Origin of the sequence: Dietzia alimentaria 72 (assembly GCF_000226215.1) — a bacterium.
Lineage (GTDB): Bacteria > Actinomycetota > Actinomycetes > Mycobacteriales > Mycobacteriaceae > Dietzia > Dietzia alimentaria.
Genome location: NZ_AGFF01000022.1, coordinates 37398 through 52220, shown reverse-complemented (window position 1 = coordinate 52220; position 14823 = coordinate 37398). Strand labels below are relative to the sequence as shown.

Here is a 14823-nt window from a genome sequence, read left to right as displayed (position 1 = left end):
CTGGGCGAGGCGAATGCGTGCTAGTGGTCCGCATTTGAAGTCTTCTTACGGTTGGCTTTCTTGAGGACTTCGTCGGCGGTTTTCGTCCAGACGAAGGGGTGGGATCGGTGGTTCCAGCCGTCGATGAAGGCGCGGATCTTCGCGTTGAGGTCCTTGACGGATGTAAAGACCCCACGGCGGATGGCCTGGCGTTCGACGATGCCGAACCACACCTCGACCAGGTTCATCCACGACGCGTGGGTGGGTGTGAAGTGGACCTTGAACCGGGGATTTTCGGCCAGCCAGGCCTTAACGTTTGCGTGCTTGTGGGCGGCGTAGTTGTCCATCACCAGGTGCAGCTCAACTGGCTGACCGTCGGCATCGACGACATGACGGTACGCCCGCTCGATCTGCTTCAGGAACGCCAGGAACTCTTGGTTGCGATGCCGCGGTTTGAGTGCGGCAGTGACCTGACCGGTGGCGATGTCCAGCGCCGCGAACAGGGTGCTGGTGCCGTGCCGGACGTAGTCGTGGCTGCGCCGCTCGATCAGGCCGGGCTGCATCGGCAAGATCGGCTGAGTACGATCCAGTGCCTGGATCTGGGACTTCTCATCCACGCACAACACGATCGCGTTCTCCGGCGGCGCCAGGTACAGGCCGCAGATGTCGGTGACTTTGCCGACCAGCTCAGGATCGGTGGAGAACCGGAACGACTCCGAGCGCCACGGCTTGATCCCGTAGGCACGCCACGCCGTGACCACCGTCGAGGCCGAGACCTTCAACCGTGTCGCCAGCAGCCGCGACGACCAGTGGGTCACGCCCAGAGACTTCGGCGGCGGCATCAAGGTCGCCGTCACGATCTCCGCGTGATCGATCGTGCGCGGCCGACCAGAACGCTTCTCATCAGCCAGGCCCCCGATGCCCTTGTCCTCGTACCTGGACCGCCAGAGGTTCACCTTCGGCCGCGACGCCCCGGCCAACTCGGCGATCTCCGCATTGCGCCGGCCCTCCGAAGCCAGCAGCACGATGCGTGCTCGCTGCACCATGCCTGCCGACATCGACTGCGAGCGCGTCATTCTCTCAAGCTTCTCGCGATCGCCGGGACGCAACATCAATGCCGGGGCAGGTCGATTCGCCATGCCCCATGATTTCACAAACCCAACTGTAAAACTACTTCACACGCACGACACTAGTTCCACGGTCCCCTGCAGATCGCGTCGGTCGCGCCTACTCTGGCGACATGGCAGATCAGAGTGAATTCCGAATCGAACACGACACAATGGGCGAGGTCCGGGTGCCCGTCGACGCCCTCTGGCGAGCACAGACGCAGCGCGCCGTGGAGAACTTCCCGGTCTCCGGCAGTGGTCTCGAGCGGGCGCAAATCCGCGCGCTCGGTCTGCTCAAATCCGCGTGCGCCACCGTTAATGGCCGACTCGGCTTGCTGGATCAGCAGAAGGTCGACGCCATCGTCGCCGCCGCCGGCCGAATCGCGGAGGGCGAGCTGGACGAGCACTTTCCGGTGGATGTCTTCCAGACCGGCTCGGGCACCAGCTCCAACATGAACGCCAATGAGGTCATCGCCTCGCTCTGCGCTGCCGAGGGCGTGACCGTACACCCCAACGACGACGTCAACATGTCCCAGTCGTCCAACGACACATTCCCCACCGCCACCCATGTCGCGGCCACCGAGGTCGTCGTTGCCGATCTCGTCCCTGCCCTCACGACCCTCGCGCAGTCCTTCGAGAAGAAGGCGGAGCAGTGGCGCGAGGTGGTCAAGCCAGGACGCACCCACCTGATGGACGCTGTCCCCGTGACGCTGGGGCAGGAGTTCGGCGGATACGCCCGCCAGATCCGTGCGAGCCTCGAGCGCGTCTGCGGAACGCTGCCCCGGGTCGGCGAGCTGCCGATCGGCGGAACCGCTGCCGGTACCGGACTCAACGCCCCGGACGGCTTCGGCTCCGCCGTGGTGGAGGAACTGCGCTCGCTCACCGGCCTCGAGGAGCTGGTTCTCGCGGCGGACCCGTTCGAGGCACAGTCCGCCCGTGATGGTCTGGTCGAACTGTCCGGTGCTCTCCGGACCGTCGCCGTATCCCTGACCAAGATCGCCAACGACATCCGGTGGATGGGCTCGGGGCCGATGACGGGGCTCTCCGAGGTTCACCTCCCCGACTTGCAGCCGGGGTCGTCGATCATGCCCGGCAAGGTCAACCCGGTGCTGTGCGAGACGGTCGCGCAGGTCGCCGCCCAGGTCGTGGGCAACGACGCGGCTGTTGCCTGGGCCGGCGCGAGCGGCGCCTTTGAACTCAATACAGCGATCCCGGTGATGGCCCGCAACGTCCTCGAGTCCGTCCGGATCCTCGCGAATTCCTCCACGCTCTTCGCCGAGCGCTGCATCGACGGGATCGAGCCGGACGCGGACCGCATGCGCCGCCTCGCCGAGTCTTCCCCCTCGATCGTCACGCCGCTGAACTCGGCGATCGGCTACGAAGAAGCCGCACGCGTGGCCAAGCACGCCCTGGCGGAGGAGATCACGATCCGAGAGGCGGTCATCGCGTTGGGCTTCGTTCCGGATCCGCTCAGCGAGGAGGAGCTGGATCGTCGTCTCGATGTATTGGGGATGGCCGGCCTCGACCGCGATCGCTGACATCGCAGCCCGGCCGCACCGCCTGTCCGGTCGGCCGGGCTATCGGGGGTACTCGACCACTCGGATCGCCTGGTTCTCCAGTCGGATCTGCCCGTTCTGGAAGTCCGAGAGGATCACCTCGCCGTCGACGGTCTCGTCGCCGACCGGCCATCCCAGGGCCCCGGCGGGACCACCGTTGTCGAGGTAGGTGGCGTGTATCTGACCGCGGACGATCCATGCGCCGGTCTCGGGTGACCAGTAAACCGTGCCAGCGGTGTAGTCCTGCTTCGTGCCGCCGACGATCTCCTCGGCGGACGCCAGCGGCGCCTGCAACGCGAGCGGGGTGTCCTTGGCGTCGTTATAGCGGCGGTAGATCGCCATGTTGGTCGCGAACTCCTCCTCTCCGATCTTGACGACGATCGGGTCGGCCGGATCACCTTCCGCGGCTCCGTCGGTGCCGGCATCCCCGGCCGCAGCGTCGCCGGTAGACCCGTTCTCCGTCGCCAAGGTGGGCTCCGAACCCGCCTCCGGCATTCCTCCGGGAACCTGCTCACCGCACCCGCCCATCACCAGAGCGCACGCGGTGACTATCGGGAGTGCCAGTACCAGAAAAGAGCGACGGGACATGGGCGGACCTTTCGAGTGCGGCAGAAGCGACCGGGGCGGGTATCGGCCGAGCCGATCTTTGCACAGGATCAGGCCACTCAGGGAGCAGGTCCCGTCAGGCGGCGTGGATCCGGCGCAGTTCGCCCGAGGTGCCGTCGGGGTGGAATTCCTCCAACATCGTGGTGACGAGTTCCGCGATCGCCGAACGCTCGGATCGGCTGAGAGTCACGTGCGCGAACAGCGGGTGGCCCTTGAGCTTCTCCACCACGGCCTGGATACCGTCGTGACGCCCGACGCGGAGATTATCGCGCTGGGCGACGTCGTGGGTGAGCACGACCCGGGAGCCGGTGCCCAGGCGGGACAGAACGGTCAGCAGGACGTTGCGTTCGAGGGACTGGGCCTCGTCGACGATCACAAAAGAATCGTGCAGGCTCCGACCGCGGATGTGCGTCAGCGGCAAAACCTCGAGGATGTCGCGGTCCATCACCTCGTCAATCACGTTCTCACTGACCAGCCCCTCCAGCGTGTCGAACACGGCCTGCGCCCAGGGCGACATCTTCTCGGACTCACCGCCGGGTAGGTACCCCAGTTCCTGGCCGCCCACGGCGTAAAGGGGGCGGAACACCACGATCTTGCGGTGACGACGACGCTCGAGCACCGACTCCAGTCCCGCGCACAGGGCGAGCGCCGACTTACCGGTGCCGGCGCGACCTCCCAGGGAGACGATTCCGATTGATTCGTCGAGCAGACAGTCGATCGCGATGCGCTGCTCGGCGGATCGGCCGCGCAGTCCGAACACCTCCACGTCGCCGCGGACGAGTTTCAGACCGCCGTTGTCGGTGACGCGGGCCAGGGCGGAAGAGGATTCGGTCTGCACGCGGATGCCGCAGTGGACGGGGGCCGTGTCGTCGACCCCTGCAGCGCGGGCGGCCAGTGGCGACGCTCCGCCGTCAGAGAACAGGGTGTCCACCAGGTCCTGGCTGGCGGACAAGTCGGTGATGCCGCTGTACCCGGTGAGAACGACGTCCTGGGCGTGGTACTCGTCAGCGGGTAGGCCGACGGAGCCGGCCTTGACGCGCAGCGGAACATCCTTGGACACGAGGACTGCCTCGACTCCCTCTTCGCGGAGGTTGAGTGCGCAGGCGAGGATCCTGGAGTCGTTTCCGGTGTTGCGGAAGCCGGGAGGCAGGACCATCTGGTCGGTGTGGTTGAGCTCCACACGAAGGGTGCCACCCGCGTCGGTGACGATCATGTCGCCGTCGAGCCGGCCGTTCCGCAAGCGAAGTTCCTCAAGCAGACGCAGGGCCTCCCGCGCGAAATAGCCGAGCTCGGGGTGGTTGCGCTTGTCCTCCAGCTCGCTGATCACCGCGATGGGCAGGACTACGCGATGTTCAGCGAAGCGGGTGGCGGCCCACGGGTCGGACAGCAGAACCGAGGTGTCGAGGACGTAGGTACGTACGGTGTCGGTCACGGCGCGCTCCTGTCCCGCGGCACCCGCGGGCGGGTTGGGGTGGACCGGCCGGCTTCCCCACCGGCCGTTGATCGTGACGCTACGCCCGAATCACATCGTTGTAGTTAAGTCCGAACAAATTTCTGTGGCTCGACCATCAAACGAACGGTTTCCGCGACGAGAGCAGGCCGGTCACCGCCCTCGATCTCCACGGTCACCACACTGGTGAGCTGCACGCCGGAGGACTTTTGTTGCAGCGAGGTGAGTTCGATCCCTGCCCGAATTCTGGAGCGGACGGGCACGGCTGCGGGAAAACGAACCCTTTCGAGGCCGTAGTTGATCATCATCGTGAAACCACGAATGTCCATCACCTGGGCGCAGAGCACCGGCAGCAGTGACAGCGTCAGGTAGCCGTGGGCGATCGTATGGCCGTACGGCCCGTCAGCGGCCCTGACCGGATCGACGTGGATCCACTGATGGTCCCCGGTGGCGTCGGCAAAGGCGTCCACCCGTTCCTGCGTGATCTCCATCCACTCGCTAAAACCGATGTGGGTGCCGATCGCGGCCTCGATCTGTTCCAGCCCGTCGAACACGATCATGCTAGTCCTCCTCAAATGTGTCGCCCGCCCGTGATCTCCAGGACCGTCCCGGTCATGTAACTGGACATCTCGCTGGCGAGGAACAGCACGACCTGCGCCACCTCGGCGGGTTCCGCGGCCCGTCCCATGGGGATCTCGGCCATCTTCTCGTCCCACACGTGCTGCGGCATCGCCAACGTCATGGCTGTTCGGATGAGACCGGGCTGCACGGCGTTCACCCTGACACCGGCAAAGGCGACTTCCTTTGCGGCGGCTTTGGTCAGCCCCACGATGCCGGCCTTGGCGGCGGAATAGTTGGTCTGTCCCACCAGTCCGACCTTGCCGGATATCGACGAGATGTTGACGATTGCGCCGCCTCCGTGACCTCGCATCCGCCCGGCGGCCGCGCGGGTGCCGTTCCAGGTGCCCTTGAGGTGGATCGCGATGATGTCGTCGAACTGCTCCTCGGTCATCTTCCGCATGGTGGCGTCGCGCGTGACGCCCGCGTTGTTGACAAACACCCCGAGCGGCCCGAACGTCTCCTCCGCGGTGTCGATCATCGCCTCGATCGCGGCGCCGTCCCGGACGTCGCAGCGGACGTAGCGGGCTTTGTCCTCGCCGCCGAGCTCATTTACTGCGGCGACGCCGGCCAGATCGTCGATGTCGCCCACGACCACGCGTGCTCCCGCGTCGATGAACGTCCGGGCGATCTCCAGTCCGATGCCCCGTGCACCGCCGGTGACCACCGCGGTTTTTCCCTCGAGTAGCTCCATCACTTCACCCTAGGCTGGGTACAGTCCCCACCATGAAGGCTGCGGTATGTGTCGAGACCGGAACACCACTTCAGATCGAGGACATCCCGATTCCCCGACCGCGGGCCGGAGAAGTGTTGGTCCACAACCACGCGTGCGGTGTCTGCCACACGGATCTGCACGTGATGAAGGGCGAGGTCGGTTTCCCGCTTCCGGGCGTTCTCGGTCACGAGATCTCCGGGATCGTGGCCGAGGTGGGCGCCGGCGTCACCAACGTCCGACAGGGCGACCGCGTGGTGGGCTCGTTCATCATGCCGTGCGGCCACTGCGAGAACTGCGCGCGTGGCATGGAGGATATCTGCTCCACGTTCTTCGAGTTCAACCGTCTGCGCGGCACGCTCTATGACGGCGAGTCCCGCCTTCATCGTCACTCCGGCGAGCCGCTGTCCATGTATTCGATGGGCGGCCTCGCCGAATACAGCGTCACCCCGGCCACGGCCGTATTCGCCCTCCCCGATCATCTCGACCTGACCCACTCCGCCATCCTCGGCTGCTCGCTCTTCACGGCGTACGGCGCGGTCCGGAACGTCGGCGATGTGCGAACCGGCGAATCAGTCGCGGTCGTGGCGGTGGGGGGCGTGGGCCAGAACATCGTCCAGCTCGCTGCCGTGAGCGGTGCCGAGTCTGTCATCGCGATCGATGTCGACGACGACAAGCTCGAACTCGCTCGCCGGATGGGTGCCACGCACACTGTGAATTCGACTCAGGCGGACGTCGCCGAGGCGATCGCGGAGATCACGGGCGGTCGCGGGGCCGACGTGGTGTTCGAGGCCCTCGGGTCCGCGGTCACGACCCGTCAGGCAGTGGAGATCGTCCGCGAGGGCGGACGTGTTGTCGTCGTCGGCATCCCACCCGCGGGCACCAGCCTCGACGTGGACCTCGCGCGCATCGTCCGGCGCAAGATCCAGATCAAAGGTTCCTACGGTGCCTGCGCCCGCCGTGACGTGCCCGCGCTGATCCGCCTGCTGGCAGCCGGGAAGCTGGACCTGGGAGGGGTGATCTCTCGGACGGTGACGCTCGCCGATGCCCCGGACACCTACGCAGCCCTCGATCGCGGCGAGATCCTCGGCCGCGCGGTGGTCCTGACCGGCGCCTAGCAGCCCGATCCCGGCCCGGGTCCACGCCCGCGCCCCGGCACCCCCGCCCCGGCATCCGCACCCGCGCCTGTACGCCTGCCCTACAAATGCCACTGTCGATGCAACCGCGCAACCGCGGCGGCGGGAGCGGGAGTGCATCGACTGTGGCGCCGAGCCCGGACACGCCCCGGAAATCCCCGAGATGCCTGCGAATCAGAGCAGTTCGATGATGGTGGCGTTGGCCTGGCCGCCGCCCTCGCACATCGTCTGTAGGCCGTACTTGATGCCTTCAGCCTTCATGTGATGAATCATGTCCGCCATGATGCGGGCACCCGAACCGCCGAGCGGGTGTCCGAGAGCGATCGCGCCGCCGTTCGGGTTGACCTTGGCCGGGTCGGCGCCGGTCTCGGCGAGCCATGCCAGCGGCACGGAGGCGAAGGCCTCGTTGACCTCGAACGCGCCGATGTCGTCGACGGTCAGGCTCGACCGCTCTAGCGCCTTGGCGGTGGCCGGGATGGGCGCGGTGAGCATGATGACCGGGTCATCACCGGCGAGTGTTGCGGTGTGCACGCGCGCGATCGGGGTGCAGCCGTACTTGGCGGCTGCCTCCTCACTCATCACCAGTATGACCGCGGAGCCGTCGGAGATCTGGGAGGCGTTGCCGGCGGAGACCACGCCGTCCTCCTTGAACGGGGTCTTGAGCGCCGCCAGCGCCTCGACGGTGCTTCCGCGGCGGATGCCCTGGTCGGTGTCGAAGACGCCCTCCGGGGTGTCGACCGGCACGATGTGGCCGGCGAAGAAGCCTGCGTCCTGCGCGGCGGCGGCCTTCTCGTGCGAGGCCACGGCGAACTCGTCGAGTTGCGTCCGGGTGAAGCCCCAGCGCTCGGCGATCATCTCCGCTCCCACTCCCTGGTTGGGCGCGATGCCGTTATAGCGTTCCATGTACTTCTCGCCGTAGGGAAAAGACTCTCGCGAGACATGCGACCCCATCGGCACCCGGGTCATGGACTCGACGCCGCCGGCCACCACCACGTCGTGGTAGCCGGACTCGATCACGGCTACGGCGAAGCTCAGCGCCTGCTGGGAGGAGCCGCACTGCCGGTCAATCGTCACTCCGGCAACCGATTCCGGCCAGCCCGCGGACAGCACGGCGGTCCGGGCGATGTCGCCGGCCTGCTCGCCTGCCTGGGTGACGCTGCCCCAGATCACGTCCTCGACGACCGCCGGGTCGATGCCAGCGCGCTCGACGAGGCCATTGAGCACTGCCGCCGACAGGTCGGCCGGGTGCACCCCCGCCAATCCGCCCTTGCGCTTGCCGACCGCGCTGCGCACGGCTTCCACGATTACTGCACCCATGTGCTGGTCTCCTGTAGCTGAAGTGGTCACCGACCGGTCCCGGCCTAGTGGTCGAACATCCTAGTATCAGCCGATGTACGGCGGTGTGCGACGCAATTCGCCGCGCGCGATGGTGCGACGATGCACGGCATCGGGACCGTCCACGATCCGCAGTGCCCGCGCCCATGCGTAGAAGTACGCGAGTGGGGTGTCATCCGAGACCCCGGCGCCGCCGAAGATCTCAATAGCCCGGTCAACCACCGAGCAGGCGACCTGCGGGGCGATCACCTTGATGGCCGAGATCTCGAAGCGCGCCTCCTTGGCACCAACGGTGTCGATCATCCAGGCACAGTGCTGAACCTGCAGGCGCGCCTGGTCGATCTCGATCCGCGAGTTGGCGATGTGTTCCTGCACCACTCCCTGGTCGGAAAGGTAGCCACCGAACGCGTGACGCGACTTGGCGCGATCCACCATCAGCGCCAAGGCCCGCTCGGCCATGCCGATCGCACGCATGGCGTGGTGGATGCGGCCGGGACCGAGTCGCGCCTGGGCGATTGCGAATCCGGCCCCCTCCTCGCCGAGCAGATTCTCGCGCGGAACGCGCACGTCTTTGAACACCAGCTCGCAGTGGCCGTGCTGGTCCTGGTAACCGAACAGGGGCAGATTGCGCTCGATGGTCAGGCCGGGGGTGTCGCGGGGTACCAGAACCATGGATTGTTGGCGGTGGGTCTTGGCGGACTCATCCGTCTTGCCCATGACGATGAGGATCTCGCAGCGCGCGTCGGCCACGCCCGTGATCCACCACTTCCGGCCGTTGATCACGTACTCGTCACCCTCACGCCGGATGACCGTCTGGACGTTGGTGGCATCCGACGAGGCCACATCGGGCTCGGTCATCGCGTACGCCGAGCGGATCCTGCCCTCCTTGAGTGGCTCGAGGTACGCCGCCTTCTGCTCATCGGTGCCGAAGAGGTGGAAGGTCTCCATGTTCCCGGTGTCCGGAGCCTGGGAATTGATCGCCTCGGGCGCGATGACAGGCGACCAGCCCGAGATCTCGGACACCGCGGCAAATTCGAGGTTGGAAAGACCAGACCATTCGGGAAGGAACAAGTTCCACAGTCCGCGGCGGCGCGCCTCGGCCTTGAGCTCCTCCATGATCGGCGGGTGTTCGTTCTCGCCGTGCACCCGCAGGTACTCGGACCACACCGGCTCAGCCGGGAACACATGCCCCCGCATGAAGTCCCACATGTTCTCCTGCAGCTCGAGGCTGCGCTGGCTGTGAGCGAATTCCATTGTCTTTACTCCTGTAAAGGGTCGGCGGCGTCGAGGATCGAGTGACCGTGGTCCACCAGCTCGCGGAGCTGCGGGCCGATGTCGCCGAAGTCCTGCCCGGCCATGTCTCCGGACTCGGAGCGGGTGGCCACCCCCTGGGCGATCGCGGCGAACTTGAAGGTGGCAAACGCGAGGTACCAGGGCATGTACGACGGGTCCGTGCCGGTCGCAGTGCAGTAGCGATCGATCAGCCTCTGCGGCCCGGGCCAGCCGGCCTCGGTGGTGATACCGGGGACCAGAGGGACGCTCGGCCCCTCCGGGTCGCCCCAGTACAGAACCGTCTGCGCGAGGTCGGCGACGGGATCGCCGAGTGTGGACAGTTCCCAGTCGAGGATCGCCAGGATCCGACCCGGATCGTTCGGGTCCACCACGTAGTTGTCGAGGCGGTAATCACCGTGAATGATCCGCGACGACGGCGAGGTGGGCATGCTCTCCCCGAGACGAGCCGCCAGGTCGGGCAGGCGCTCCGAGCGGACTGAGGCACTGGACTTCTCCGACTGGCCTAGCCAGCGTCGGAGTTGGCGCTCCAGGTAGCCCTCCGGGCGTCCGAGTTCACCCAGGCCCACCGCGTTCTGATCGACCGCATGGAGTGCGACCAAAGCGTCGATCTGCGCGTCAGCCATGGCCGCCTTGTCGTCGTCACCCTCGGCGAAGCCCGCGGGCAGTTCGTCCCGGATGATGTGTCCGACCACTTTCTCCATGACGTAGTAGGGAACTCCCAGGTCGTCGCCGGTGGTTTCATTGAGCACCACCCGCGCCACGGGCACGTCGGTGTCCGCCAGGCCGAGCTGGATACGGGCCTCACGACCCATGTCGTGCGCGCTCGGAAGCAGCTCACCAGTTGGCGGTCGCCGAAGGATCAACTCGCCGGCGTCCGAACGAAGAGTGAAGGTGAGGTTGGACTTGCCGCCCGCGATGAGTTCGGCCTCAAAGTCCGCCCAGGCCCGGTCCCCGGTGGCCTCGACTATTCGGGGGCCCACCACGTCCGGACGCAGCAACTCGTCGACGGGCAGGCCTGCAGGCTCTTCTTTGGAGGTGTTCATGAGCTCGGTCCTCGCGGTCGGTGAACGGGACGTACCGGGGTCGGGCGGCTGGTTGTGGCACCTCGTGTCCCCGGCGATCATTCTGCCCGACCGAGCGATCGTTCGGTGTGCCATAGTGTTATTCACACCACATCCGGTGTCAAACGTTCGGGACCGAGGGCTCGACCACCGATGGAAAGCGGACCGATGAAGGATTGGCGCGAGTTCGGCCCGGACGGTCTGACACCACCACTGAGGGCTGCCCTCGACGTCTTTGCCCGGCACGGCTATCACGGCGCGTCCATACGGTCGATCGCCGAGGCTGCGGGGTTGTCCGTACCCGGCCTCTACCACCACTACAGGTCCAAGCAGGCGCTTCTCGCGGCGATAGTGGACTCGACGATGGCCGAGATGCTGACACACACCGCTGTAGCCGCAGAGGACGCCGGTGACTCCCCGGCCCAGCGCTTCGCGAACGTTGTCGAATGCCTCGCCCGCTTCCACATGGCCAGGCGCGACCACGCTTTTGTGGCCTCCACCGAGATGCGCAGCATGGATCCGGACGTACGGGCGCATCACATCTCCCAGCGGGACGCCCAGCAGACGATGCTCCAGGACGCGATCAGTGCGGGCGTGAAGTCAGGGGACTTCGCGTGCCGCCACCCCCGGGACGCCGCGCGCGCGATCGCCTCGCTGTGTGTGTCCATCGCGTCCTGGTACCGACCCGACGGGCCACTGTCGTCCGACGAGGTGGTGGCCCGCCACCTGGAGTTCGCGCGCGGCATGGTGGGCGCCGCCCAGGGCTAGGCCGGCGAACCGATGCGCCCCGGTCTCAGCGCCGCTTCTTACCGCGCTTGGCAGGTCCGGACCGCTGTCCTGCGGCCGCCCGGGCCAGGGCCTTGGCCGCAGTCTTCTCCTTGGCCGTGCGCTTCTCGGCGGGCGGCTCGGACCCACCGCGTGTACTGGTGGCCGACCTGCCGCGAACGATGCCCACGAAGTCGTCGATCATGTCCTCGCCCTCGCGTGCAGGCGACCAGGCCACGCCCATCCGCGTGGCGGGGACGCCCTCGATCGCCCTCTCCACGACGTCGCGACGGCTGAGCGAGCGCGCGTAGGGCATCGGCAACACCAGAAGGCCGACTCCCGCAGCCACCAGATCCACAGCCGCGGCCACCTCGTCCGGCGTCGCCGAGATCGCATCGATCTTCTCGAGCCACCGCTCCCCTGCCAGATCGGCGGCGCTCACCGAGTCGAACGCGCCGAGTTCATGGTCCTTCTCGGCAAGCACGGCCATCGTCTCGGTGTAGAGCGGCACCCGGAGCAGGCCGAGCGGCGCCGACCGCGGGGCGTCATCGGCCTCGCGGAGGAAGATCACATCGAAGCCGTCATCTCCGGGTGCCTGTGCGAGCTCCGCCCGCGGATCCCCCACACGCCGCGCGGTGACCGGGATGTCTGGATGACGCTCACGCCATCGGGTCAGCCACTTGTCGGGTTGCACGCCGGGCACGTAGCCCACGCGCAGGCGGGGGCCGATGCCCCCGTTCTCGTTGGTCACCGGCCCCCGCCTGTCTGTCGTTTACCTCGCGTACTCAGCCGAGGATCTTCCAGTCCTCAAGGCCCTCATAGAGCGGCTTCGACGCGGCCAGCGCGGACACGCGTGCGCGCAGAGCGGTGACGTCCGCACCCTTGCCGGCGGCCAGCGCCGTGCCGATGATGTCCGCGACCTCACGGAAGTCCTCGGCATCAAATCCACGGGTAGCCAGAGCCGGGGTGCCGATTCGCAGGCCGGAGGTCACCATCGGTGGACGCGGGTCAAACGGAACCGCGTTGCGGTTCACGGTGATGCCGACCTCGTGGAGAAGATCCTCGGCCTGCTGGCCGTCGAGCTCGGAGTCGCGCAGGTCAGCCAAGACCAGATGCACGTCGGTACCCCCGGTGAGGACCGAGACTCCGGCATCCTTGCAGTCTTGTGCGGTCAGCCGCTCGGCGAGGATCTTCGCGCCCTCGATTGTGCGCTGCTGGCGCTGACGGAACTGTTCGGTCCCGGCGATCTTCATCGCCGTGGCCTTGGCGGCGATCGCGTGCATCAGCGGCCCACCCTGCTGGCCGGGGAACACCGTCGAATTGAGCTTCTTGAACAGCTCGAGGTCGTTGGTGAGGATCATGCCCGATCGCGGCCCACCGAGCGTCTTGTGCACGGTGGTGGACACGACATCCGCGTACGGCACGGGGCTCGGGTGCAGGCCGGCGGCCACCAGTCCGGCAAAGTGGGCCATGTCCACCCACAGCTTGGCACCCACCTCGTCGGCGATCTCGCGGAACTTCTGGAAATCCAGAGTCCGGGGGTAGGCCGACCACCCCGCGATGATGACGTCCGGCTTCTCCGCCAGCGCCATCTCGCGGACGGTGTCCATGTTGATCAGCATCGTCTCGGGGTCCACCTCGTAGGCCGCGACCTCGTACAGCTGCCCGGAGAAGTTCAGCTTCATACCGTGAGTGAGGTGCCCACCGTGGGCCAGTGACAGGCCCATGATCTTGGAGCCCGGCGCCGCGAGCGCCATGAGTACGGCGGCGTTGGCCTGGGCGCCGGCGTGCGGCTGGACGTTGGCGTACTTGGCGCCGAAGACCTCCTTGGCACGGTCACGCGCGAGGTTTTCGACCACGTCAACGTGCTCGCAGCCGCCGTAGTAGCGCCGGCCCGGGTAGCCCTCGGCGTACTTGTTGGTGAGCACGGAGCCCTGCGCCTGGAGGACCGAGCGCGGAACGAAGTTCTCTGACGCGATCATCTCGAGCGTGTCTCGCTGCCGTGCGAGCTCACCGGACATCGCCTCGGCGACCTCGGGGTCAAGCTCGGCCAGAGAGGCGGAGAACACGTCGGTGTTCGGGTCGGTCATCTTTGCTCCTTGCGCGTGGGCTCGTCGTCGTCGTCAGTCTAGTGCCACGACCCCCTGGGCCCGCGTCCCGCGTGGAGACCTGCCACAATCACAAGTCGTGAGCAGACATGCCGGCGACTACACGCCGTACGTGGAGTTCGACCGCCGGAGTTGGCGTCGACTTCGCAGTGCTATGCCGATGGTGCTCACCGAGCAGGACCTCGAGGGGATGCGCGGGCTGGGTGAGCACCTCGACCTCGACGAGATCGCAGAGATCTACCTGCCGCTCAGCCGACTAATCCATCTCCAGGTCTCGGCCAGGCAGCGCCTGTTCCAGTCCACCAATCTGTTCCTCGGGGAGGCTTCCGACGCCCCCATGCCGTTCGTGATCGGGGTGGCCGGTTCGGTCGCGGTGGGCAAGTCCACCTCAGCCCGTGTGCTGCGCGCACTGCTCACCCGCTGGGATTCCCACCCCCGGGTGGACCTCATCACCACCGACGGCTTCCTCCTCCCGAACCGCGAACTCGAACGTCGCGGCCTTATGCACCGCAAGGGCTACCCCGAGTCCTATGATCGCCGGGCCCTGCTGCGGTTCGTCACCGAGGTCAAGTCCGGTGCCCCGCTGGTCCGGGCGCCCGTCTACTCACACACCAAGTACGACATCGTGCCCAATGAGCACATAGAGGTGCGCCGTCCCGACATCCTCATTGTGGAGGGGCTGAACGTGCTGCAGACCGGCCCGCGACTCATGGTCTCGGACCTGTTCGACTTCTCGCTGTACGTGGACGCCCGCATCGAGGACATCGAGAACTGGTACGTCGAGCGATTCCTCGAGCTACGCAGCACCTCTTTCTCCAACCCCGGGTCTCACTTCGCGCACTACGCCGACCTCTCGGACCAGGCCGCGCGGTTGGCCGCGCGCGAGATCTGGACCTCGATCAACCGGCCGAACCTGGTGGAGAACATCCTGCCCACGCGGCCGCGCGCCACGCTGGTCCTGCGCAAGAACTCTGACCACTCGATTCAGCGCCTGCGCCTGCGCAAGATCTGACGCGCGAACTTCCCAGCCTGCCTCCCCCACCGCGCAGAGTGTTTCGGACACTTCGACTCGGTCGACGCAGGCGATTTCCTCTTCGC

14 protein-coding genes are annotated in these 14823 nt (G+C 66.7%); 4 read left to right on the top strand and 10 right to left on the bottom strand.

The window, feature by feature from the left end:
• Positions 1-20 precede the first annotated feature (20 nt).
• Positions 21-1118, bottom strand: a complete 1098-nt coding sequence (locus tag ON04_RS09320) for an IS630 family transposase (RefSeq protein WP_081477160.1) — start codon at positions 1116-1118, stop codon at positions 21-23.
• A 101-nt stretch (positions 1119-1219) separates the two neighbouring features.
• Between ON04_RS09320 and ON04_RS09315 the strand changes: the two genes are divergently transcribed.
• Positions 1220-2623 carry a class II fumarate hydratase gene (locus tag ON04_RS09315; RefSeq protein ID WP_029458116.1) on the top strand — a complete coding sequence of 468 codons (1404 nt, stop codon included), beginning with the start codon at positions 1220-1222 and terminating at the stop codon, positions 2621-2623.
• A 39-nt stretch (positions 2624-2662) separates the two neighbouring features.
• On the opposite strand, the gene ON04_RS15970 is transcribed toward ON04_RS09315, so the two are convergent.
• The 4 genes from ON04_RS15970 to fabG all read right to left on the bottom strand — a co-directional run bounded on the left by ON04_RS15970 (position 2663) and on the right by fabG (position 6009).
• Positions 2663-3229, bottom strand: a complete 567-nt coding sequence (locus ON04_RS15970; RefSeq protein ID WP_010541341.1) for an LGFP repeat-containing protein — start codon at positions 3227-3229, stop codon at positions 2663-2665.
• Positions 3230-3323: 94 nt separating this feature from the next.
• Positions 3324-4679: a PhoH family protein gene (locus tag ON04_RS09305; protein WP_010541340.1), complete on the bottom strand. Its 1356-nt coding sequence runs from the start codon at positions 4677-4679 to the stop codon at positions 3324-3326.
• A 104-nt stretch (positions 4680-4783) separates the two neighbouring features.
• On the bottom strand, positions 4784-5257 hold the full coding sequence (locus ON04_RS09300) for a MaoC family dehydratase (protein WP_010541339.1): 474 nt from the start codon (positions 5255-5257) through the stop codon (positions 4784-4786).
• Positions 5258-5268: 11 nt separating this feature from the next.
• A complete protein-coding gene (gene fabG, locus ON04_RS09295; protein ID WP_010541338.1) occupies positions 5269-6009 on the bottom strand; it encodes a 3-oxoacyl-ACP reductase FabG in 741 nt (246 codons plus the stop codon).
• Positions 6010-6041: 32 nt separating this feature from the next.
• Here fabG and ON04_RS09290 point away from each other — a divergent pair, with 32 nt between their 5' ends.
• On the top strand, positions 6042-7145 hold the full coding sequence (locus tag ON04_RS09290; protein ID WP_010541337.1) for a zinc-binding dehydrogenase: 1104 nt from the start codon (positions 6042-6044) through the stop codon (positions 7143-7145).
• Between the two features lie 192 nt (positions 7146-7337).
• On the opposite strand, the gene ON04_RS09285 is transcribed toward ON04_RS09290, so the two are convergent.
• From ON04_RS09285 to ON04_RS09275, 3 genes are all read right to left on the bottom strand, one after another.
• Positions 7338-8480: a thiolase family protein gene (locus ON04_RS09285; protein ID WP_010541336.1), complete on the bottom strand. Its 1143-nt coding sequence runs from the start codon at positions 8478-8480 to the stop codon at positions 7338-7340.
• Positions 8481-8546: 66 nt separating this feature from the next.
• Positions 8547-9752 (bottom strand): acyl-CoA dehydrogenase family protein, encoded by a 1206-nt coding sequence (locus tag ON04_RS09280; protein ID WP_010541335.1) that lies wholly within the window; start codon positions 9750-9752, stop codon positions 8547-8549.
• A 5-nt stretch (positions 9753-9757) separates the two neighbouring features.
• The gene (locus ON04_RS09275; RefSeq protein WP_010541334.1) at positions 9758-10834 is read right to left on the bottom strand and encodes a phosphotransferase family protein; all 1077 of its coding nucleotides are present in this window, start codon (positions 10832-10834) and stop codon (positions 9758-9760) included.
• Between the two features lie 186 nt (positions 10835-11020).
• Here ON04_RS09275 and ON04_RS09270 point away from each other — a divergent pair, with 186 nt between their 5' ends.
• The gene (locus tag ON04_RS09270; protein ID WP_010541333.1) at positions 11021-11620 is read left to right on the top strand and encodes a TetR/AcrR family transcriptional regulator; all 600 of its coding nucleotides are present in this window, start codon (positions 11021-11023) and stop codon (positions 11618-11620) included.
• A 25-nt stretch (positions 11621-11645) separates the two neighbouring features.
• On the opposite strand, the gene ON04_RS09265 is transcribed toward ON04_RS09270, so the two are convergent.
• Both ON04_RS09265 and glyA read right to left on the bottom strand, forming a co-directional pair.
• Complete coding sequence (locus tag ON04_RS09265) at positions 11646-12368, bottom strand: LysR substrate-binding domain-containing protein (RefSeq protein WP_010541332.1); 723 nt, start codon at positions 12366-12368, stop codon at positions 11646-11648.
• Positions 12369-12402: 34 nt separating this feature from the next.
• A complete protein-coding gene (gene glyA / locus ON04_RS09260; protein ID WP_010541331.1) occupies positions 12403-13707 on the bottom strand; it encodes a serine hydroxymethyltransferase in 1305 nt (434 codons plus the stop codon).
• Positions 13708-13804: 97 nt separating this feature from the next.
• On the opposite strand from glyA, the gene coaA reads away from it, so the two are divergent.
• Complete coding sequence (gene coaA / locus ON04_RS09255; protein WP_033444207.1) at positions 13805-14737, top strand: type I pantothenate kinase; 933 nt, start codon at positions 13805-13807, stop codon at positions 14735-14737.
• The last annotated feature ends 86 nt before the right edge of the window (positions 14738-14823 follow it).

Bases quoted from the DNA above. Each gene is read 5' to 3' on its own strand.
- ON04_RS09320 (WP_081477160.1), bottom strand. From the start codon at position 1,118: ATGGCGAATCGACCTGCCCCGGCATTGATGTTGCGTCCCGGCGATCGC.
- ON04_RS09315 (WP_029458116.1), top strand. From the start codon at position 1,220: ATGGCAGATCAGAGTGAATTCCGAATCGAACACGACACAATGGGCGAG.
- ON04_RS15970 (WP_010541341.1), bottom strand. From the start codon at position 3,229: ATGTCCCGTCGCTCTTTTCTGGTACTGGCACTCCCGATAGTCACCGCG.
- ON04_RS09300 (WP_010541339.1), bottom strand. From the start codon at position 5,257: ATGATCGTGTTCGACGGGCTGGAACAGATCGAGGCCGCGATCGGCACC.
- fabG (WP_010541338.1), bottom strand. From the start codon at position 6,009: ATGGAGCTACTCGAGGGAAAAACCGCGGTGGTCACCGGCGGTGCACGG.
- ON04_RS09290 (WP_010541337.1), top strand. From the start codon at position 6,042: ATGAAGGCTGCGGTATGTGTCGAGACCGGAACACCACTTCAGATCGAG.
- ON04_RS09285 (WP_010541336.1), bottom strand. From the start codon at position 8,480: ATGGGTGCAGTAATCGTGGAAGCCGTGCGCAGCGCGGTCGGCAAGCGC.
- ON04_RS09280 (WP_010541335.1), bottom strand. From the start codon at position 9,752: ATGGAATTCGCTCACAGCCAGCGCAGCCTCGAGCTGCAGGAGAACATG.
- ON04_RS09275 (WP_010541334.1), bottom strand. From the start codon at position 10,834: ATGAACACCTCCAAAGAAGAGCCTGCAGGCCTGCCCGTCGACGAGTTG.
- ON04_RS09270 (WP_010541333.1), top strand. From the start codon at position 11,021: ATGAAGGATTGGCGCGAGTTCGGCCCGGACGGTCTGACACCACCACTG.
- glyA (WP_010541331.1), bottom strand. From the start codon at position 13,707: ATGACCGACCCGAACACCGACGTGTTCTCCGCCTCTCTGGCCGAGCTT.